The 20,277-nt window shown below is 65.0% G+C and carries 15 protein-coding genes; 7 read left to right on the top strand and 8 right to left on the bottom strand.

Translation table 11 applies throughout. From position 1 onward, the window contains the following. The first annotated feature begins 253 nt into the window (after nt 1-253). From F618_RS0100795 to F618_RS0100780, 4 genes are read left to right on the top strand one after another with little or no spacing between them, the layout of a single operon-like run. Nucleotides 254-2,428, top strand: coding sequence for a class I SAM-dependent DNA methyltransferase (locus tag F618_RS0100795; protein ID WP_019567516.1), 2,175 nt, complete (start codon nt 254-256; stop codon nt 2,426-2,428). Next, nucleotides 2,425-3,438, top strand: coding sequence for a virulence RhuM family protein (locus F618_RS0100790; protein ID WP_019567515.1), 1,014 nt, complete (start codon nt 2,425-2,427; stop codon nt 3,436-3,438). Before F618_RS0100795 ends, F618_RS0100790 begins: the two co-directional genes overlap by 4 nt. Continuing rightward, nucleotides 3,435-4,673 carry a restriction endonuclease subunit S gene (locus F618_RS15165; protein WP_019567514.1) on the top strand — a complete coding sequence of 413 codons (1,239 nt, stop codon included), beginning with the start codon at nt 3,435-3,437 and terminating at the stop codon, nt 4,671-4,673. Before F618_RS0100790 ends, F618_RS15165 begins: the two co-directional genes overlap by 4 nt. A 13-nt stretch (nt 4,674-4,686) precedes the next feature. After that, nucleotides 4,687-7,749, top strand: a complete 3,063-nt coding sequence (locus F618_RS0100780) for a type I restriction endonuclease subunit R (RefSeq protein WP_019567513.1) — start codon at nt 4,687-4,689, stop codon at nt 7,747-7,749. Here the strand turns inward: F618_RS0100780 and F618_RS0100775 are convergent. From F618_RS0100775 to F618_RS0100750, 6 genes are read right to left on the bottom strand one after another with little or no spacing between them, the layout of a single operon-like run. Then, nucleotides 7,746-8,396 carry a hydrogenase maturation protease gene (locus F618_RS0100775; RefSeq protein WP_019567512.1) on the bottom strand — a complete coding sequence of 217 codons (651 nt, stop codon included), beginning with the start codon at nt 8,394-8,396 and terminating at the stop codon, nt 7,746-7,748. The genes F618_RS0100780 and F618_RS0100775 overlap by 4 nt on opposite strands. A gap of 40 nt (nt 8,397-8,436) precedes the next feature. Continuing rightward, nucleotides 8,437-9,735: a Ni/Fe hydrogenase subunit alpha gene (locus F618_RS0100770; RefSeq protein WP_019567511.1), complete on the bottom strand. Its 1,299-nt coding sequence runs from the start codon at nt 9,733-9,735 to the stop codon at nt 8,437-8,439. After that, nucleotides 9,732-10,544, bottom strand: a complete 813-nt coding sequence (locus F618_RS0100765) for an oxidoreductase (RefSeq protein ID WP_019567510.1) — start codon at nt 10,542-10,544, stop codon at nt 9,732-9,734. The genes F618_RS0100770 and F618_RS0100765 overlap by 4 nt, the downstream gene beginning before the upstream one ends. After that, nucleotides 10,541-11,401 carry an FAD/NAD(P)-binding protein gene (locus tag F618_RS0100760; RefSeq protein ID WP_019567509.1) on the bottom strand — a complete coding sequence of 287 codons (861 nt, stop codon included), beginning with the start codon at nt 11,399-11,401 and terminating at the stop codon, nt 10,541-10,543. The genes F618_RS0100765 and F618_RS0100760 overlap by 4 nt, the downstream gene beginning before the upstream one ends. Continuing rightward, nucleotides 11,391-11,864 carry a cyclic nucleotide-binding domain-containing protein gene (locus F618_RS0100755; RefSeq protein WP_019567508.1) on the bottom strand — a complete coding sequence of 158 codons (474 nt, stop codon included), beginning with the start codon at nt 11,862-11,864 and terminating at the stop codon, nt 11,391-11,393. Before F618_RS0100755 ends, F618_RS0100760 begins: the two co-directional genes overlap by 11 nt. Next, nucleotides 11,861-12,973 (bottom strand): 4Fe-4S dicluster domain-containing protein, encoded by a 1,113-nt coding sequence (locus F618_RS0100750; protein WP_026331102.1) that lies wholly within the window; start codon nt 12,971-12,973, stop codon nt 11,861-11,863. Before F618_RS0100750 ends, F618_RS0100755 begins: the two co-directional genes overlap by 4 nt. 186 nt (nt 12,974-13,159) lie before the next feature. Here F618_RS0100750 and F618_RS0100745 point away from each other — a divergent pair, with 186 nt between their 5' ends. The 3 genes from F618_RS0100745 (at nt 13,160) to F618_RS0100735 (ending at nt 17,746) form a co-directional block, all read left to right on the top strand. After that, entirely contained in the window at nt 13,160-14,482 is a 1,323-nt protein-coding gene (locus F618_RS0100745) for an acetyl-CoA carboxylase biotin carboxylase subunit family protein (protein ID WP_019567506.1), read from the top strand. Further along, nucleotides 14,479-16,506 (top strand): CocE/NonD family hydrolase, encoded by a 2,028-nt coding sequence (locus F618_RS0100740; RefSeq protein ID WP_019567505.1) that lies wholly within the window; start codon nt 14,479-14,481, stop codon nt 16,504-16,506. Before F618_RS0100745 ends, F618_RS0100740 begins: the two co-directional genes overlap by 4 nt. A 238-nt stretch (nt 16,507-16,744) precedes the next feature. Then, nucleotides 16,745-17,746: a 2-hydroxyacid dehydrogenase gene (locus F618_RS0100735; RefSeq protein WP_018937466.1), complete on the top strand. Its 1,002-nt coding sequence runs from the start codon at nt 16,745-16,747 to the stop codon at nt 17,744-17,746. A gap of 36 nt (nt 17,747-17,782) precedes the next feature. Here the strand turns inward: F618_RS0100735 and chrA are convergent, their stop codons facing one another. Next, entirely contained in the window at nt 17,783-19,126 is a 1,344-nt protein-coding gene (chrA, locus tag F618_RS0100730; protein ID WP_019567504.1) for a chromate efflux transporter, read from the bottom strand. Nucleotides 19,127-19,261: 135 nt separating this feature from the next. Next, nucleotides 19,262-20,275: a class 1 fructose-bisphosphatase gene (locus F618_RS0100725; RefSeq protein WP_018168849.1), complete on the bottom strand. Its 1,014-nt coding sequence runs from the start codon at nt 20,273-20,275 to the stop codon at nt 19,262-19,264. Between the last annotated feature and the right edge of the window lie 2 nt (nt 20,276-20,277).

Raw genomic sequence — 20,277 nt, 5'->3', positions numbered from 1 at the left:
ATCTCCACTCCGAGGCTGGAGCGTTCGAACCTCGGCCCGTGCCATCGGGTGCCGGTCCGTGTCGTCGGCCGGGCTGGTGTCCACTGGGGTGAGGGTCGCGCAGGCATACTTGTGGGAGCGTGCAAGGGGGTCTCCGTGTTTCCCCAGGCCTTTTGCTCGCGGGCCCGGGAGAGGCAAAAGGCAAGGTTTGACCCTGGATCACAGCGTTCGACCTTCTACCCAGGAAACAATCACAAACCATAGCAGGGGACCAATGGCCTCCACCGATACGTCTCGCCTGATTGATTTCGTCTTTGACATCGCCAACAAGCTCCGCGGCCCCTACCGGCCGCCGCAGTACCGCAAGGTCATGCTCCCCATGACGGTGCTGCGCCGCCTGGACTGCGTGCTGGCGCCCACCAAGGAGCAGGTGCTGAAGGAGTACGAAAAGCTTCAGGCTCGCGGCCTGGAGGGTGACGCTCTGCACAAGGTGCTTGCGCGCAAGGCCAGCCAGGGGCGCGAACATCCGCTGTACAACATCAGCCCCTACACCTTCGAGAAGCTACTGGCAGACCCCGAGAACATCGCCACCAATCTCACCAGCTACATCAACGGCTTTTCCGAGTCCGCCCGGGCCGTATTCGAGGCCTTCGGGTTCGAGTCCGAGATCGAGAAGCTGGACAAGGCCAACCGGCTGTACCTCATCGTCAAGGAGTTCGCCGACCCCCGCATCGACTTGCACCCGGACCGGGTCAGCAACCACGACATGGGCTATGTGTTCGAGGAGCTGGTGCGCAAGTTCAACGAGCAGGCCAACGAGGAGGCCGGCGATCACTTCACGCCGCGGGAGGTGATCCGCCTGATGGCCCATCTGCTCTATACCAAGGACGAGGAGGTCTACACCCCCGGCATCGCCCGCACCATCTATGACCCCACCGCCGGGACCGGCGGCATGCTGTCGGTTTCTGAGGAATACATTACCGAACAGAATCCCCAGGCCCACCTGGCGCTGTACGGGCAGGAGTACAACGAAGAATCCTGGGCCATCTGCCGCTCGGATCTGCTGATCAAGGATGAGCCGGTGGACAACATCGCCTTTGGCGACACCCTGGGCGACGGCGAAACCGGCGATGGCCACCCGGACAAGACCTTCCACTACATGCTGGCCAACCCGCCCTTCGGCGTGGAGTGGAAGCCCCAGGAAGACTATGTGAAGAAGGAGCACAGGGAGCTGGGCTTCAACGGCCGCTTCGGCCCCGGTCTGCCGCGCATCAACGACGGCGCCACCCTGTTCTTGTTGCATATGCTCAGCAAGATGAAGCCCAGCCCTGAACAAGGGGGTGAGGGTTCGAAGATCGCCATTGTCTTCAACGGCTCGCCCCTGTTCAACGGCGAGCCTGGCCCCAGCGAGAGCAACATCCGCCGCTGGATCATCGAGAACGACTGGCTGGACGCCATCATCGCCCTGCCGGACCAGCTCTTCTACAACACCGGCATCTACACCTACATCTGGCTGGTCAGCAACCGCAAGCCGGATGAGCGCAAGGGCAAGGTGCAGCTCATCGACGGCACCCGCCACTACCGCAAGATGAAAAAGAGCCTGGGCAACAAGCGCAACGAACTGGGCGATGCGCACATCGAAGAGCTGACCCGCCTCTACGCCGACTTCACCGACGGCGCCACCTGCCGGGTGGGGCTGAACGGGGAGCAGAGCGAGCGGGTCTGCACGAAGGTCTTCGACAACCGCGACTTTGGCTACCTGAAAGTCACCGTGGAACGCCCCCTCCGGCTCAACTTCCAGGTCAGCGCCGAGCGCATCGAGCGCCTCTGGCAGGAGACCACCTTTGTCAATCTCGCCAAGAGCAAAAAGCGCAAGAACGAAGCCGAGATGGAGGCCGAGGTGAAAGCCGGTGAAGCCACCCAGCAGCGCATGATCAGTATTCTGGAAGGGCTGGATGGCCGACTTCATACCGACCGCGCCGAGTTCGAACCCCTGCTCAAGGCCGCGTTCAAGGACGCCGGTGAAAAACTGCCCGCGCCGGTCAAGAAGGCCGTTCTCAACGCCCTGTCCGAGCGCGACCCCGAAGCCGCCATCTGCCGGGACAGCAAGGGCGACCCTGAGCCGGATACCGAGTTGCGCGATACCGAGATCGTGCCGTTGCCCGCCGACATCCCGCTGCCGCTGCCCATCGGCTACGACAAGGACGCCGACAACAGCCAGTTGCTCGATCTCGTCCGCGACCACTGCGAGGACTACCTGGCCCGGGAAGTGCTGCCCTTCGTCGATGACGCCTGGATCGATCACGGCAAGACCAGGGTAGGCTACGAGATCCCTATCAACCGGCATTTCTATGTCTACGAACCGCCCCGGCCGCTGGAAGATATCGAGCAGGATATCCAGAACCTGGAGGGCGAGATTCTGGAGATGCTGAACAAGGTGACGGCATGAGCGCGGGCGAGCTGATCCTCTACCGCAGCGAGGATGGCCGTGCGGAAATTCAGCTCCGGGCAGACGGCGAGACCGTCTGGCTGACCCAGGCGGAGATGGCCGAGCTGTTCGATACCACCCCCCAGGCCATTACCCAGCACATCCGGGCCATCTATGAAGAGGGCGAGCTGAGCGCGGAGGCAACTTGTAAGGATTCCTTACAAGTTCGCCAGGAGGGCCAGCGGCAGGTGCGGCGCCGCCTCAAGGCCTACAGCCTGCCCATGATCCTGGCCGTGGGCTACCGGGTGCGCTCCCCCCGGGGCACCCAGTTCCGCCAGTGGGCCACCGCCCATCTGGAGGAATACCTGCTCAAGGGCTTCGTCATGGACGACCAGCGCCTGAAGGAGCCCGGAGGCTGGGACTACTTCGACGAGCTGCTGGCCCGCATCCGCGACATCCGCGCCTCGGAGAAGCGCTTTTACCAGAAGGTGCGCGATCTGTTCGCCCTGTCCAGCGACTACCAGCCCGACGACCGCGACGCCAACCTGTTCTTCGCCGAGGTGCAGAACAAGCTGCTCTATGCCGTTACCGGCCACACCGCCGCCGAAATCGTGGTCCGGCGCGCCGACGCCGACTCCCCCAACATGGCGCTGACCAGCTGGAAGGGCGCGCGGGTGCGCAAGCAGGATGTCACCATCGCCAAGAACTACCTCAGCGCCGACGAGGTGGACACCCTCAACCGCCTGGTGGTGATCTTCCTGGAACAGGCCGAGCTGCGCGCCAAAGAGCGCAAGGACCTGACCCTGGACTACTGGCGCCACAATGTGGACCGGCTGTTGGAGTTCAACGAACGGCCTGTCCTCGACGGCGCGGGCAGCATCAGCCGCGACCGCATGGAACAGATCGCTCACCAGCGCTATGAGCAGTTCGACGCCCAACGGCGGCGGGACGAGGCGCTAGAGGCCGATGCCGAGGATTTGCGGGAGCTGGAGGCGTTGGAGGAGCGGATTAAGAAGGAGCAACCGCAATGACCGTCAGTTCAAATGAACAGGTAATCGCTGACGAGCGGGCGCGGCACTGGAGGAAACGCAAGCTCAAGTTCGTATCCAGTGTGCGTACAAGCAATGTCGATAAGCATATTGTTGAAGGTGAGGCCGCTGTACGCCTGTGTAATTACACGGACGTTTACTACCACGAAAATATCACGCCCGACATACCATTCATGCAGGGCTCCGCCACGGGAAGCGAAATCGAACGATTCGGGCTGAAGAAAGGGCAGGTGCTCCTGACCAAGGACAGTGAGAGCTGGGAGGATATCGCTGTCCCGGCCTATGTTGCCGAGACGATGCCTGAAGTGGTCTGTGGGTACCACTTGGCCGTTATTGAGCCTGATTCGGACGAGGTGGACGGGCGCTTCCTTTCCTGGGTGGCCCAGTCTCCGGTATTGAATGACCAATTCAAATTGTCTGCAAAAGGGGTCACCCGGTTTGGCATATCTCAGCATGCCTTGAAGAATGCGGTAATAGATGTTCCCCCGCTGGAATATCAGTTGAAGGTGGCCGCCTTCCTCGACCGCAAGACCGCCGAGATCGACACCCTGATCGCCAAAAAGCGCCGCCTGCTCGACCGGCTGGCCGAAAAGCGCACCGCCCTGATCACCCGCGCCGTCACCAAGGGCCTGAACCCCGATGCCCCCATGAAAGACAGCGGCATCGAGTGGCTGGGGGAGGTTCCGGCGCATTGGGATTTTTGTGCTCTGGGGCAAAAAATAAAGTTGCAGCGCGGCGTTGATATCACAAAAGCAGAAAGGGTGAACGGCCCGCATCCAGTAATTTCTTCTGGAGGTATCGAGTACTTTCATGATACTGCCTTTTGTTCTGGGCCGGGAGTATTAATTGGTCGAAAAGGGTCGGCCGGAAAGCTTCATTTTATTTCTACTGATTTTTGGCCACATGACACAACCCTTTATGTTCGCGAGTTCCGAGGCAATCTGCCGCGTTATGTATGGTATGTTCTGCACACCTTGGACATGACCAGTTTTAATAGTGGATCCTCGAACCCAACAGTAAACAGGAACCGCGTTCATCCAATGAAAACACCGTGGCCTCCGCTGACTGAACAAGAGGCTATAACAAATCACTTGGATGAGACGCTTAAAAAAATGGGCGACCATGAAGCGTTAGTTAAGCAGTCAATTGGAGCTTTGACGGAGTATCGCTCTGCCCTGATTACCAACGCCGTCACCGGCCAGATCAAGGTGGCCTGAAACGGGGAAGCCCATGCACCAGGAAATCTACTTCGAACAGGCCATGGAGCAGTCGCTGATTGAGCGGGGCGGCTTTGAACGCGGCGAGGCTGGCGGTTTCGATCCGGCGCGGGCGCTGTTCCCGGAGGAGGTCATTGCCTTTGTCTCCGCCAGCCAGCCCGAGCGCTGGCAGTCACTGGTGAAACTGCATGGCGACAAGGCGGGGGAGGTGTTGCTGGGCTCGCTGGTCAAGGAGCTGGCCTCCAAGAACGCCCTGCATGTGCTGCGCCACGGCTTCAAGTGCTTCGGCAAGACTTTCCGGCTGGCGTTCTTTGCGCCGAATACCGGCATGAACCCGGAGGCGGCAGCAGCCTACGGCCACAACCGCCTGCGGGTGACCCGGCAGGTGCATTTCAGTGAGAAGCATCCGAAGAAGTCGCTGGACATGGTGCTGTCGGTCAATGGCCTGCCGGTGGTCACGCTGGAGCTGAAAAACCCCATGACCGGGCAGACGGTGGACGACGCCATGGGCCAGTACCGGCGTGACCGCGACCCGGCCGAGCCGATCTTCCGCTTCAAGGAGCGGGCGCTGGTGCATTTCGCCGTGGACCCGGACCAGGCCTTCATGACCACGCGCCTTACCGGCGACGACACCCGTTTTCTGCCCTTCAATCGCGGCCACCACTTCGGCGCCGGCAACCCGCCCGCCGAGGATGGCAACTACCGTACCGCGTATCTCTGGGAGCAGGTGCTGACCCGTAACAGCCTGATGGACATCCTCGCCCGCTTCCTGCATCTGGAGGTGAGCGAGAGCAAGGTCACCACCAAAAAGGGCGTCAAACGCCACAGGAAGGAAACCCTGATCTTCCCCCGCTACCACCAGCTCGATGCGGTGCGCAGGCTGATCGACTCCGCCCGCGCCCAGGGGCCGGGGCACAACTATCTGGTGCAGCATTCGGCGGGCTCGGGCAAGTCCAACTCCATCGCCTGGCTGGCCCATCGGCTATCCAGTCTGCACGATGCCGGGGACAACAAGGTCTTCGATACGGTCGTGGTGATTACCGACCGCAGGGTGCTGGACCAGCAGTTGCAGAACACCATCTACCAGTTCGAGCACAAACAGGGGGTGGTGCAGAAGATCGACGAGAACACCCAGCAGCTTGCCCAGGCGCTGTCCTCCGGCGTGCCCATCATCATCTCCACCATCCAGAAGTTCCCCTTTATCACCCAGGCCATGGACACCCTGGCGAAGAAGGGCGAGGAGGTGGCGCTCAACACCGGCGGCAAGCGCTTTGCGGTGATCGTGGACGAGGCGCACAGTTCCCAGTCCGGCGAGACAGCCATGGAGCTGCGCAAGGTGCTCAACCGCGACGGCATCGAATCGGCCATTGCCGAGGAGTTTCTGGATGTGGAGGAGGAAGACCTCTCCGAGGAAGCGCGCCGCGAGCTGTTCAAGGAAATGCTCAAGCGCCCGCGCCAGCCCAATATCAGCTTCTTCGCGTTCACCGCCACGCCCAAGTTTAAGACCCAGGCGGTGTTCAACGAGCCCGGTCCGGACGGCCAGCCGCCGTTTCACCTGTACTCCATGCGCCAGGCCATCGAGGAAGGCTTCATCATGGATGTGCTGGAGCATTACACCACCTACAAGACTTATTACGGGCTGATCAAGTCCATCGAGGACGACCCAAAGGTACCCAAGCGCAAGGCGGCCCGGGCGCTGGCGCGCTTCATGTCCCTGCACCCGCACAATATCGCCCAGAAGGTGGAGGTGATCGTCGAGCACTTTCGCCACAACACCTGTCACCGCATCGGCGGTCGGGCCAAGGCGATGGTGGTCACCGCCTCGCGCTTGCATGCGGTGCGTTACAAGCAGGCTTTCGACAAGTACATCAAGGACCACGACATCACCGGCATCCGCTCGCTGGTGGCCTTCTCCGGCAGCGTCACCGACCCGGACTTCCCGGACCAGTCCTACACCGAAGTGGGCATGAACGAGGGCATCAAGGAATCGGAGCTGCCGGACCGCTTTGCCTCCGAGCACTACCAGGTGCTGCTGGTGGCGGAGAAGTACCAGACCGGCTTTGACCAGCCATTGCTGCACACCATGTATGTGGACCGGCGGCTGTCGGGTATTCAGGCGGTGCAGACCCTCTCCCGCCTGAACCGGACCGCCCCCGGAAAGGAAGACACCTTCGTGCTGGATTTCGTCAACGAGCCGGGCGAGATCTTTGAGGCCTTCAAGTCCTATTACGAAGTGACGCCCGCTGGTGAGCCCAGTGATCCCCATCAGCTCTACGATTTGCAGCACCGGCTGGAAGAGCACCAGGTCTTCACCAGCGATGAGGTGAATGCCTTTGCGGAGATCTGGTACAAGAACCGCAACGAACCCACGGCGGCGCATCACCAGAAGATTAACGCGATCCTTGATCATGCCGTGGAGCGCTACGAGGCGCTGGACGAGGAGGAACAGGACCAGTTCAAAGGGCAATTGGCCAGCTTCCGCAACCTCTACGCCTTTCTGGCGCAGATCATCCCCTACCAGGACAGTAGTCTGGAAAAGCTCTACAGCTACGGGCGCTTTCTGCTCCACAAACTGCCCCGGCGCGCCGATGACACCGTCTTCGAACTGGAGGACGAGGTCTCGTTGAAGTATTACCGCCTGCAGAAGATCAGCGAGGGCACCATCGATCTCGGCGTAGGCGAAGCACAGCCGCTGTATGGACCCACCGAGGTCGGGACGGGCAAGGCCGAAGATGACGAAGTGGAGTTGTCCACCCTGATCGGCAAGCTTAACGAACGCTTCGGTACGGAATTCACCCCGGCCGACCAGCTCTTCTTCGATCAGATTGCCGAGAGCGCGGTCGAAAATGACACCCTGCGCGAAGCCGCCCGGGCCAACACGCGTGACAACTTCGCCTATGTGTTCAACCGTATGCTGGAGAACCTGTTCATCGAGCGCATGGACGGCAACGAGGAGATCTTCGGCCGCCTGATGAACGACGACAACTTCCGACGCGTGGCCAGCGATCATCTGCTGCGCGAAGTCTACGATCGCCTCCAGAGCACCGAGGAACCAGAGAGCACTCCCGGCCGCTAGAAATCGCTGTGATTTGCGTTCGGCGATGGCCCAAATTCGTCGCAGATTCTATGGAGGAGACGGGGCATGTTCTCGGCGATGGCTGTGGAGAGATCGGCCCCATCCTCAAGGCAGGCGGGTTCGATGCCGTGGACGATGAGCGTCTCCGGGAGGTCGCCTAGGGAACGGGCGAGTTCGACGGCCTCGGCGAGGCCGATGCCGTGCGAGGAGTAGCGGGCGCCGCGCGACAGCGGCTCGCGGGCGTCAAGACGATGGAGGGTGCCGGGCGCGGCGCCGGTGACGATGGCGTCGACCAGGATGACGGGGTGGTGGCCCTGCCACAGGTCCATGAGCTCGGCGGGCTCGCCGCTGCAGGTGGCGGTGGTGAGGCCCGAGGTGCCCCGCAGGGCCTCGACTGCGGCGTGGCCGACGCCGTCGTCGCCGCGCCAGGGGTTCCCTATGCCGATGACGAGTGGGCCCTTGCCTGCCGATCTTCCATCGTCGGCCGAGGCCTCTTGGGTTTGTTCAGGAGTCTTGCGGGATCCATTTTCCGCGGCCTCGACAATGGATGCCCTGCGTTCGTTGTCCTTGTCCGATTCGAACTCGCCTGCTTCAAAGGCATCGAGCAGTTCCTGCTCTTCCTGATTCAGTTTGGTGGGCTTCCGCATGCGTTCCTTCCGAAACTCGCATCTTTCTTTCGGGCGCCGTTCATTTTCGGTCGACGGTCAGGTCGAGGAAGTGGGTGGCGCAGGAGATGCAGGGGTCGTAGTTGCGGATGGCGACCTCGCAGTGGTGGCGCAGTTCGTCGTCCGGCAGGTCGAGGTGGGTCTGGACCAGTTCGCGCAGGTCGGCCTCGATGGTGGGCTGGTTGACCGAGGTGGGCGGGACGATCTTGGCGTCGGTGATCAGGCCCGCGTCGTCGATGCTGTAGCGGTGGTAGCAGATGCCGCGCGGGGCCTCGGTGGCGCCAAAGCCGGTGCCGGCGCGCGGGGTGACCGGCAACGCGGGTTCGGCCGGCGCGGCCCGGTAGCCGTCCACCAGGCGCAGGGCCTCCTCGAAGGCGAGGACGATCTCGATCATGCGCACCTGGATACTGCGGAAGGGGTTGCGACAGGCCGCGCCCAGCCCGGCGCGCTCGGCCAGCTCGGCGGCGCGCGGGGTGAGGCGTTCGCGGTTCAGGGCGAAGCGCGCCAGCGGGCCCATGAACACCGGTTCGCCGGAGTCCGAGCGGTGGCTGTGCAGGGCGTTGGAGTGGGCGACGTGTTCTTCGGTGAAGATGTCGTCGTAGTCGCGGATGGCCGCGTCCAGGCCGCTGCTGGAGCCGAGGCGCCCGTGGGTGATCGGGTATTCGTCCGGGTGGACGAGCGACACGAACTCGTAGTCGCGTTCGAGGTTCGGGTAGTCGAGTGTGGCGAGGAATTCGGCGACCTCGCAGGAGGCCTCCAGGCCCCAGGACAGGTCCTCGCGCAGCCCGGCGACCTCGTCCGGCGACGGCGCGCGGTAGAAGCCGCCCACGCGCAGGTTCACCGGGTGGATCTCGCGCCCGCCCAGCAGGCGCAGGATGGCGTTGCCGATCTTCTTGATGCGCAGGCCGTTGCGCACCATGTCCGGGTGGTCCTTCGCGGCGGTGACCGCGTCGGGATAGCCGAGGAAGTCCGGCAGATGGAGCATGAACACGTGCAGAGCATGGCTCTCGATCCACTCGCCGCAGTAGGCCAGCCGCCGCAGGTCCTGCAGCACGCCGTCCACGGTGATGCCACAGATGTCCTCCATCGCCAGCGAGGCGCCCATTTGGTAGGCGATCGGGCAGATGCCGCAGATGCGCGCGGTGATGTCCGGGGCCTCGCGGAAGTCGCGCCCGCGCAGGAAGCCCTCGAAGAAGCGCGGCGCCTCGAAGATCGACAACTTCACCTCCTCCACGCGGTCGCCCTCGGTGCGCACGTACATCGCGCCCTCGCCCTCCACGCGGGCGAGGTAGTCGACTTCGATGGTGCGGGTCTCGCTCATGGCCGGTTTCCTGATTCTTCGGGCGGTGCCGCGCCGCTCTCCTGACGTTCGCTCTCCTCGCGGAAGGCGTCGGCGCCGGCGTTGAAGGTGCGGTAGAAGCGCACGCGCGTGGCGCGATCCATCCCCAGGGTCTCCAGCTGGCCGGACAGGCCCGGCGCGTTGGGTGTCTCCTTGGGCCCGAAGCAGCCATAGCAGCCGCGGTTGCAACCAGGGCACAACGCGCCGCAGCCGGCGTGGGTGACCGGGCCGAGACAGGGCGTGCCGTGGGCGACCATCACGCAGACCTGTCCCGCCCGCTTGCACTCCTCGCAGACGCTGGCGCTGGAGACCTGCGGGCGCCGACCGTAGAGGAAGGCGCTGATGACCTCCAGCAACTGGTACTTGTCGATCGGGCAGCCGCGCAGCTCGAAGTCCACCGGCACGTGCTGGCTGATGGCATCCGAGGTGGCCAGGGTCTCGATGTATTCCGGGTGGGCGTAGACCTGGCGGGTGAATTCTTCGACATCCGCGAAGTTGCGCAGGGCCTGGATGCCGCCGGTGGTCGCGCAGGCGCCGATGGTCACGAGGAACTTCGATGCGCGGCGGATCTCGCGGATCTCCTCCGCCGCCTGTGGCGTGGTGATCGAGCCCTCCACCAGTGTCAGGTCCCACGGCCCGTCGATGCGGGTGCGCGTGGCCTCGGGGAAGTGCGCGATCCGGATGCGGTCGGTGACTGCCAGCAGCTCGTCCTCGCAGTCCAGCAGGCTGAGCTGGCAGCCGTCGCAGGAGGCGAACTTGAACACCGCGAGGGTGGGCTTTTCCCGACTCATAGCTCGCGTACCCGGAAGGCCGGCTCCATCACCGGGTAGGGGAACACGGGGCCGTCGCGGCAGACGAAATGCGACCCGATCTGGCAGTGGCCGCAAAAGCCCACCGCGCAGCGCATGTTGCGCTCCATGGAGACAAAGATGTCCTCCGGCTTCAGGCCGCGGCGCTCCAGCGCGGACGCGGTGAAGCGCATCATCACCTCCGGGCCGCAGGTCATCGCCAGGGTGTTGCGCCGGTCGAAGCCGCCACGATCCACCAGCTGGGTGACCACGCCGACATCGCCGCGCCAGGCGGCGGTGCCGCGATCCACGGTGATGCGCAGATCCACATCATCCCGCTCGGCCCAGGCGTCCAGCTCGTCGCGAAAGATCATGTCGCCGGGCGAGCGCGCGCCGTAACAGACCACCACGCGCCCGAACTCCGAACGCCTCTGGAGCGCCGCGTGGATCACCGGCCGCAGTGGGGCCAGGCCGATGCCGCCGGCCACCAGCACCAGGTCGCGCCCGCGCGCCTGCTCCAGCGGCCAGGCCGTGCCGAACGGCCCGCGCAGGCCGATCACCGCGCCGGCCTCCAGATCCTGCATCGCGCGGGTCACGCTGCCCACCGCGCGGATGGTGTGCACGATACCGCCGTCGTCGGTGATCGCCGAGACCGAGATCGGCACCTCGCCCACGCCGAAGAGGTAGAGCATGTTGAACTGCCCGGGTGCCGGCGCGGCGCCGGGCTCCACCCCCGGCTCGGGGTACAGCGTCCAGCTGAAGACCTCGTTGCTGGCCACGTCGCGGCGCACCGAGTGGATGCGCCAGGGCTCTGGCGCCATCGCCTGATCCGGCAGGGTTGCAACCGCGTCAGGCGCCATGGCCGGGCCCTCCGTGGCTGTAGATGTCCAGCGCCTGCAACCGCGCCGCCTGCAGGCGCTGGACGATCAGCGCGGCGAAGTGCTTCATCAGCACGTAGCCGAACGCCGGGTCGGCCTCCATACGTTCGCGCAGCACGCCGGCATCGAAGCGCAGGGTATGGATGTCGGTCACCGCCCGCGCATCGTAGCTGGCGCGATAGGGCGGCAGCAGCCAGGACCAGCCGAGGATGTCTCCCGTCCCGAGGGTCTGGAACGCCACGCTGCCTTCCCGCAGCGGGCTCACCAGCGCGACCTGGCCCTCGCGGATCAGCCAGAAGGTCTCGGTCGGCTCGTGGTCGCGCATCAGCCGGGTGCCGGCCGTATAGCTGCACTTCGCCGCGCAGGCCGCCAGCAGGCGCCGGTGCTCCGGCGCCATATCCTCGAAGAAGGGCTCTTTCTCGATGATGGCCAGCAGCTCGTTCATCCCCGGCCCTCCGGATCGCGGCGCACCGCGGTGACTTCCTCGGTGATGTCGATCCCCACCGGGCACCAGGTGATGCAGCGCCCGCAGCCGACACAGCCGGAGGTGCCGAACTGGTCGTGCCAGGTGGCCAGCTTGTGGGTGATCCATTGGCGATAGCGCGCGGCCACGGACTCGCGGTGTGGCCCGCCGACCAGGTGCGAGTGTTCCTGGTTGAAGCAGGAATCCCAGCGCCGCACGCGTTCGGTGCGCTGGCCTTCCAGGTCCGGCACCTCCTCGACCTGCGAGCAGAAGCAGGTAGGGCAGACCAGGGTGCAGTTGGAGCAGGACAGGCAGCGCTCGGCGGTTTCCTCCCAGCGCGGGTGCTCGAAGGCCCGGTTGAGCACCTCGCGGGCATCCGCCGGCATCTGCCGGCCCACCTTTTCCGGTGCCTCGGCCCACACCCGCTCGGCGGCGGCCTGCTCGGCATCGCTGGCCGGGTGCGGATCGAGCCGGTCGAGCATCGCGCGCCCGGCCTCGGACCCGGCCTCGGCGACCAGAAAGTGCTGGGTGGCGTCGATCACCTCGGTCAGCGCCAGGTCGAATCCCTCGCGGGCGCGCGGGCCGGTGTCCATGGAGGCGCAGAAGCAGGTTCCGCCCGGCTCGGCGCAGCTGACCGCAACCATGAAAAGGTCCCGCCGGCGGGCGGCATAGCCGCGGTCCTGCACCGCCTGGCCGAGGAACACCCGGTCCTGCACGTCGATCGCCGCCAGCTCGCAGGCGCGCATGCCGATGAAGGCACGGCGCGGCGCGTCGGAGGTGCCGGGCTCGGTCACGAAGCTGCCGTCCGGCTGGCGGGTCAGCCGGAACAGGGTCTCCTCGGGCGGGAACAGGTATTTCTTCCAGGAATGCGGCCCGACCACGTAGCCGAACAGCGCGTCGTCGTCGCGTTCGCGCAGGCGGTAGTGCCCGGGGGCCTGCTCGTCGGTCCAGCCCACCGGCAGGTCCTCGAGGCCGCCCACCCGGTCGTAGACGATCGCGCCATCGCGCCGTGTCGGCCCCACCACCTCGTAGCCGTCGCCGCTCAGCAGGCGGATCAGCGTATCCACGGCTTGTGGTGCGATCACTTCCACAGACGGCTCCTGGCCCTTGGGCGAGCCGCTCGGTACGGCAAGGCCCCACACCCGTCCATAGTGCGGCAAGAGCGTGGCGCGATCCAGCGACATCCCGGGCTGGTAATAACCCGGATACCTGCCACACTCCATGGAGGGCGGTGTGCGGCCCTGGCGACCCGTTGTCCGGGGAAAACGATGCCAGTTATGAATGCGCCGGCGAGGCACAACATCTTCGTGGTCGGTCTGGACGACTTCCATCTGGGCCAGCTCCAGACCCTGCCTGGGGCGGAAGGTTATGCCTTCCACGCATTGTTCACACGCGAGGAGGTCAAGCCCTGCGCCCGGTTTCCGGTGCGTCGGATCCTGATCGAGGGTCGCGAACGGTTGAGCCAGTTTCCCGGCACGGTGGATGCCGTGGTCGGTTTCTGGGACTTCCCGGTCAGCACGATCCTGCCCCTCCTGCGCCAGGCCAGGGACCTGCCGGGGCCGACCCTGGAAAGCGTGCTGAAGTGCGAGCACAAGTACTGGAGCCGGCTTGAACAGGCCCGCGTTGCACCCGAACACATCCCGGCCTTCTGCGCGGTCAACCCGTTTGCCGACGATCCCCTGCGCGAGGTCACCCTGGATTTTCCGTTCTGGATCAAACCGGTGAAATCGGTGCTCTCCTACCTCGGCTTTCGCATCGGCGATGTGGACGACTTCCGGCGTGCCATGGAGCGGATCCGCAGGGAGATCGACCGCTTCGGCGAGCCCTTCAACCATGTCCTGGGGCACGCGACACTGCCTCCGGAGGTGGCCGGGGTCGATGGCAATCACTGCATTGCCGAGGCGCTGATATCGGAGGGGCGTCAGTGCACCCTGGAGGGGTATGCCTGGCAGGGCGCGGTCCGGATTTACGGTGCTGTCGATTCCCTGCGCGAGGGCGCGGCCGGCTCCTCATTCTCCCGCTACCAGTACCCGTCCATCCTTCCGCAGACGGTACAGGCACGGATGGAGGAGATAGCGGACCGCGTGATCCGGCAGGTGGGCTATGACTGCGCCCCGTTCAACGTGGAGTTCTACTGGGATGAGGCCACGGACCGGATCTGGCTGCTGGAGATCAACACCCGCATCTCCAAGTCTCATGCCCCGCTGTTCCGGATGGTGGATGGCTGCTATCACCATCAGGTGATGATTGATTTGGGCTTGGGGCGCGCGCCGACGATGCCCCATCGCCAGGGGGCCTTCCGATGTGCGGCCAAGTTCATGGTTCGCCGGTACCAGGATGCACGGGTCGTGCGGATGCCCACGCCGGCGGACATCGCGGCCGTCGAGGCCGAGTTCCCCGGTGTGGTCGTACAGATCGAAGTCGAGGAGGGCATGCTGCTGTCGCAGCTTTGTTATCAGGACAGCTACTCCTACGAGGTCGCAACCCTGTTTATCGGGGCCGCGGACAACACCGAACTGGAGCGGATCTACACACGCGTGATGGAGCGGCTACCCATGGAGTTCGAGCCCGCCACACCCCCGGGCGAGGTACAGTCATGAACGTTGTCCACGACTTTCCCTGCGCGGTGGAGGTCGAGGAATACATCCCGATCCCGCTTGCTGACGGCACGCGTCTCGCCGCCCGACTGTGGCGCCCCGAAGGCGCCGAACAGCAGCCGGTACCCGCGATCCTGGAATACATCCCGTACCGCCGCCGTGATTCCACCCGGCTGCGCGACGACGCGATGCATCGCTACTTTGCCGGTCACGGTTACGCCTGTTTGCGGGTGGACCTGCGCGGGTCCGGTGACTCCGAGGGGGTGCTGGAGGACGAATACCTGCAGCAGGAGCTGGACGACGGCGTGGAGGTTCTGCGCTGGATGGGTGAACAGCCCTGGTGCAACGGCAATGTGGGCATGATCGGCATCTCCTGGGGCGGCTTCAACGGCCTGCAGATCGCGGCATTGCAACCGCCGGAGCTGAAGGCGGTGGTCAGTGTGTGTTCCACCGATGACCGCTATGCCGACGACGTCCATCACATGGGCGGCTGCCTGCTGGGGGACAACCTGTCCTGGGCCTCGACCATGTTTGCCTACAACTCCCTGCCGCCGGATCCGGAGATCGTGGGCGAACGCTGGCGCGAGATGTGGTTCCAGCGCCTGGAGGGCAGCGGGCTGTGGCTGGAGAAGTGGTTGCGCCACCAGCGCCGCGACGACTACTGGAAGCATGGCTCGATCTGCGAAGACTGGTCCGCGGTGCGAGCCCCGGTGATGGCGGTCAGTGGCTGGGCCGACGGCTACTCCAATGCGGTCTTTCGCCTGCTGGCCAACCTCCAGGGGCCGCGACTGGGTCTGGTCGGCCCCTGGAGCCACAAGTATCCGCATCAGGGTGTACCGGGCCCGGCCATCGGTTTCCTGCAGGAATGTCTGCGCTGGTGGGACCGCTGGCTGAAGGGTGAGCAGAACGGGATCATGGACGAACCCATGCTGAGGGTCTGGATGCAGGACAGCGTCCCGCCGACCACCCGCTACGAGGAGCGCCCTGGGCGCTGGGTAGGCGAACCACACTGGCCCTCGGCGAACGTCGAGTTCGAACCGTTGACCCTGGCCTGGCCGGGGCGGCTGGAGAGGGCATCGGCTGTCGCGCCGGAACGCGAAATGACCCTGCAGTCGCCGCTGAGTGTGGGCCTGTTTGCTGGCAAGTGGTGCTCGTATGCCGCGACCCCGGACCTGCCCCATGACCAGCGCGAAGAGGATGGGGGTGCCCTGGTGTTCACCAGCGCCCCGCTGGAAGAGCCCCTGGAGGTCCTCGGCGCCGCGATGCTGGAGCTGGAGTTGAGTGTCGACCAGCCCGTCGCAATGGTTGCGGCGCGGTTGTCCGATGTTGCCGCTGACGACAAGGCGACCCGCGTCACCTACGGGCTGCTCAACTTGACCCACCGCGAAGACGCCGAGACCCCGCAACCCCTGGAGCCCGGGAAAACCTACCGCGTCCGGGTCAAGTTCAACGACGTGGCCCAGCGCTTCCCGGTAGGACATCGCATCCGGCTATCGCTGTCGACTTCGTATTTCCCGCTGGCATGGCCGGCGCCGCGGCCGGTCCGGCTGCGGCTCATGACGGGCGCGAGCCGTCTGCTTCTGCCCCGTCGCGCGCCGCGCGAAGACATGGATGCCCGAATCGCCTTCCCGCTCCCCGAGGGCGGGCCTCTCTCGACGGAAACCCATCAGCTAACGCCGCAGCTGCACAACTGGCGGGTCATTCGCGACCTGGCGGAGGACGAGTCGACTCTCGCGGTGACCAACGATGCGGGGACGGTACGGCTGGACGACCTGAACCTGGAGATGCAGCGGAAGGCGCTGGAGTGGTACAGCTACCAGGGTGATGACTTCAACTCGGTGCGTGGGGAGACCCTATGGGAACGCGGCTTCCGACGCGGCGACTGGGCGGTGCGCACGGTAACCCGAACGGTGCTTACCTCGAGCCCCACCGATTTCGAGATCCACGCCCAGCTGGATGCGTACGAGGGCGAGCGTCGCGTCTATGCCCGCAACTGGGACGTGAAGATCCCCCGCGACCTCGTCTGACAAAGCCACCAGGGTGGTTGGAGTCTGCCCGTGACAGCGCCCGATCCTGCGTTATGCTGGTGCCATCGTCCGGTCTCGGGGGCGGTTCCATGGGGCACGCGCATCGTCGCTGCCCAGGGCCGGTTCCTCCCTCATGCGCAAACACCGGAACGAGGCATCGTTGGGAAACCCCTTGGGGACCTAGCGTGCGCAGGTACTACGCGAGCCCTTATTCAACCTATGGATTAGAGAGAACGTTATGCGGGTCACCGTATTCAGTGTTCAGCAACACGATCGCGAGTTTCTGCTCCCTGCTTTTCAAGCGGCGGACATGAAGCCTCTCCTGCATGCCGAACGCCTGACCGCAGAGACGGTGCACCTTGCCACAGGGTCGGATGCGGTCTGCGTCTTTACCAACGATGACTTGCACCGGCGCGTGATCGACGGGCTCGCCGATCACGGGGTGCATGTGGTGGCGCTGCGCTGTTCCGGCTACGACAACCTGGATATCGACCGCGCCCGCGAGCGTGGCGTGCGCGTGGCCCGGGTGCCGGCCTATTCCCCGAACGCGATTGCGGAGCACGCCGTCGCCCTGCTGATGACGCTGAACCGGCGCGTTCACCTCGCCTGGGACCGCACGCGGCGAGGTGATTTTCGCCTCGATCACCTGACCGGATTCGATCTCGTTGGCCGCTCGGTGGGCATCGTCGGCACCGGCCGCATCGGCCAGGCCTTTGCGCGCATCATGCTGGGCTTCGGCTGCCGGGTGGCGGCGCACGACCCGTATCCGAACGCCGAGCTGCAGGCCGCGGGTGTCCAGTACCTCGAGCTGGACGCGCTACTGGCGCAGTCCGAGGTGCTCAGCCTCAGCTGTCCGCTGACTCGCGAAAACCGCCACCTGATCAATAGTGACAGTCTGGCGCGGCTCCCGCGCGGGGCCTTCCTGATCAACACCGCCCGCGGGGCGCTGGTTGATACGGATGCGGCCGAGGCCGCGCTGGAGTCCGGTCAGCTCGGCGGGCTGGCGATGGATGTGTACGAGAACGAGGCCTCGCTGTTCTTCCGCGACTGGTCGCTGGCCGGGCTGCCCGATCGCCGCCTGGCGCGGCTGATGCAGCGCGACGACGTGCTGGTCACCGGCCACCAGGCTTTCCTGACTCGCGAGGCGCTGACCAACATCGCGGACCACACGGTGACCAACCTGCAGGTGCTGGCGGCGAATACCGAGGCTGCGGCTACCCTGGAGGGCCGAGTGGTTTGATCGGTGCCTTTCGCCTGGCCCGGCAGGCCAGGGTGCCTACGGCAGGAGCCGATACCCGGCGCCGAGCACGGCGCAGACGAGGATCAGCGGGATGATGCCCACCCGGAAACGGGCCAGGGCAATAAAGGCGGCGATGCCGAGCAGGGCCGAGAACCACTCGAAGGTGCCCTCGAAGCCGGCAGGCCACAGGACGTGCCAGGTAAAGAACACGGCCAGGTTCACGATCACCCCGACCACGGCGGCGGTAATGCCGGTCAGCGGTCCGGTGAAGTGCAGATCGCCCCGGGTGCGCTCGACCAGGGGCGCGCCCACCAGGATGAACAGGAACGACGGCAGGAAGGTGAAGAAGGTCGCGACCAGCGCCCCGAGCAAGGCGGCCAGCAGTACCTGATCCGGGCCGAGAAACGCCTGGGTCCAGCCGCCGATGAAGCCGACGAAGGTGACCACCATGATCAGCGGCCCCGGCGTGGCCTCGCCCAGCGCCAGCCCGTCGATCATCTGGGTCGGGCTCAGCCAGCCGTAGGTCTCCACTCCGCCTTGATAGACATACGGCAGCACCGCGTAGGCCCCGCCGAAGGTCACCAACGCGGTCTGGGTGAAGAACTGGCCCATGCGGGTCAGCGTGGCGTCCCAGCCAAATACCGCGAGCAGCAAGCCGAAGACGGCGGCCCACAGGCCGAGGCCGACCACGAGGAAGCGGATCACGCGCGACCAGCGAAACTGCATCCAGGGCGCGGGTGGGGTGTCGTCGTCCACCACGGCCGGCCCCGTGGCCTTGTGGCTGCCGGCGCTGTGCGATTCGCCGCTGCGGAAGCGTTCCGGCCAGACCCGGCTGCCCAGCCAGCCGAGCAGCCCCGCGGCGATGATGATGTACGGGAACGGGATGTTGAGCACAAAGATCGCCAGGAACGCCGCAATGGCCATCAGCCATAGCAGGCCGTTGTTCAACACGCGTCCGCCGATGCGCCAGCCGGCATAGACGATGATTGCGATCACCGCTGGCTTGATGCCGTAGAACACGGCCTCCACCGCCGCCACATCGCCAAAGGCCAGGTACACCCAGGACAGCCCGGTGATCAGGACCAGCGAAGGCAGGATGAACAGCAGCCCGGCCATCACGCCGCCGAAAGTGCCGTGCAGCAGCCAGCCGAGATACGTGGCGAGCTGCTGCGCCTCCGGCCCCGGCAGGACCATCGCGTAGTTCAGCGCGTGCAGGAAGCGGTTCTCGGAGACCCAGCGCCGCCGTTCCACCAGCTCCTCGTGCATCATCCCGATCTGCCCGGCGGCACCCCCGAACGAGATGAAGCCGAGCTTGAGCCAGTAACGAAAGGCCTCGCCCCGGGTCGGGGCGTCCGGTCGTTTATCCGAGGGCTCTGTCATCCGTCACGTCCGTTCGGGTTGGGCAGCGCTTGTCCGAGCCCATCCGCGTTGTCCTTGATTGCAACAAAAAGGCCCGGCGCCTTGCGGAGCCGGGCCTCGGGGAGCGCATCGGGGTGCCCGATGCGCGAGGGGTTCTTAGCCCTCGTTGTGGTAGCGGGTGATCCGCTCCACTTCGTTCTTCGCGCCCAGGACCACCGGTACGCGCTGGTGGATGCCGGTGGGGCTGATATCCATGATGCGCTCGCGACCGGTGGTGGAGGCGCCGCCGGCCTGCTCGATGATGAAGCTCATCGGGTTGGCCTCGTACATCAGGCGCAGCTTGCCGGCGGTGCCCTTGGCCTGCATCTTGGAGTCCATCGGGTACATGAACACGCCGCCGCGCGACAGGATGCGGTGCACCTCGGCGACCATGGAGGCCACCCAGCGCATGTTGAAATCCTTGTCGCGGGCGCCTTCCTTGCCGGCCAGGCATTCGTCGATGTAGCGCTTGACCGGGGCCTCCCAGAAGCGGCTGTTGGACATGTTGATCGCGAATTCCTCGGTGTCTTCCGGGATCTGCACGCTGTCCTTGGTCAGCAGGAACTCGCCGAAGTCCTTGTCCAGGGTGAACATCTGCACGCCCTTGCCGGTGGTCAGCACCATCATGGTGGACGGACCGTACAGGCAGTAGCCGGCGGCGATCTGCTTGGTGCCCGGCTGCAGGAAGTCCTCGGTCTTCGGATCGGAGACGCCTTCCGGCGCCTTCAGGATGGAGAAGATCGTGCCGACGGAGACGTTCACGTCGATATTGGAGGAGCCGTCCAGCGGGTCGAACAGGACCAGGTAATGACCACGCGGGGCGCCGGCCGGCATCTCGCAGATCTCGTCCATCTCCTCGGAGGCGAGGCCGGCGGCGTGGCCGTTGTGGCCCAGGGCCTCGATGAACACCTCGTTGGTGATGATGTCGAGCTTCTTCTGCGTCTCGCCCTGCACGTTCTCGGAGCCGGCGGAGCCGAGAACGCCGACCAGGTCACCCTTGTCGACGAGGTCGGAGATCTTCTTGCAGGCCACCGAGATATCGTTCAGCAGGCCGGTGAATTCGCCGGTCGCGCCCTGGATACCGCGCTGAGTCTCGATAATGTAGTTGGTCAAAGTCGTGCCGATATGCATGA

This window comes from Thioalkalivibrio sp. ALMg13-2 (assembly GCF_000381185.1).
GTDB lineage: Bacteria > Pseudomonadota > Gammaproteobacteria > Ectothiorhodospirales > Ectothiorhodospiraceae > Thioalkalivibrio > Thioalkalivibrio versutus.
This window is presented reverse-complemented; position numbering and strand designations above follow the sequence as displayed.

What these genes read in the sequence shown, in the direction of transcription:
- F618_RS0100755 (WP_019567508.1), bottom strand. Translation starts at nt 11,864, where the DNA reads ATGAACGAGCTGCTGGCCATCATCGAGAAAGAGCCCTTCTTCGAGGAT.
- F618_RS0100760 (WP_019567509.1), bottom strand. Translation starts at nt 11,401, where the DNA reads ATGGCGCCTGACGCGGTTGCAACCCTGCCGGATCAGGCGATGGCGCCA.
- F618_RS0100745 (WP_019567506.1), top strand. Translation starts at nt 13,160, where the DNA reads ATGAATGCGCCGGCGAGGCACAACATCTTCGTGGTCGGTCTGGACGAC.
- F618_RS0100725 (WP_018168849.1), bottom strand. Translation starts at nt 20,275, where the DNA reads ATGCATATCGGCACGACTTTGACCAACTACATTATCGAGACTCAGCGC.
- F618_RS0100780 (WP_019567513.1), top strand. Translation starts at nt 4,687, where the DNA reads ATGCACCAGGAAATCTACTTCGAACAGGCCATGGAGCAGTCGCTGATT.
- F618_RS0100770 (WP_019567511.1), bottom strand. Translation starts at nt 9,735, where the DNA reads ATGAGCGAGACCCGCACCATCGAAGTCGACTACCTCGCCCGCGTGGAG.
- F618_RS0100740 (WP_019567505.1), top strand. Translation starts at nt 14,479, where the DNA reads ATGAACGTTGTCCACGACTTTCCCTGCGCGGTGGAGGTCGAGGAATAC.
- F618_RS0100795 (WP_019567516.1), top strand. Translation starts at nt 254, where the DNA reads ATGGCCTCCACCGATACGTCTCGCCTGATTGATTTCGTCTTTGACATC.
- F618_RS0100735 (WP_018937466.1), top strand. Translation starts at nt 16,745, where the DNA reads ATGCGGGTCACCGTATTCAGTGTTCAGCAACACGATCGCGAGTTTCTG.
- F618_RS0100790 (WP_019567515.1), top strand. Translation starts at nt 2,425, where the DNA reads ATGAGCGCGGGCGAGCTGATCCTCTACCGCAGCGAGGATGGCCGTGCG.
- F618_RS0100775 (WP_019567512.1), bottom strand. Translation starts at nt 8,396, where the DNA reads ATGCGGAAGCCCACCAAACTGAATCAGGAAGAGCAGGAACTGCTCGAT.
- F618_RS15165 (WP_019567514.1), top strand. Translation starts at nt 3,435, where the DNA reads ATGACCGTCAGTTCAAATGAACAGGTAATCGCTGACGAGCGGGCGCGG.
- F618_RS0100765 (WP_019567510.1), bottom strand. Translation starts at nt 10,544, where the DNA reads ATGAGTCGGGAAAAGCCCACCCTCGCGGTGTTCAAGTTCGCCTCCTGC.
- chrA (WP_019567504.1), bottom strand. Translation starts at nt 19,126, where the DNA reads ATGACAGAGCCCTCGGATAAACGACCGGACGCCCCGACCCGGGGCGAG.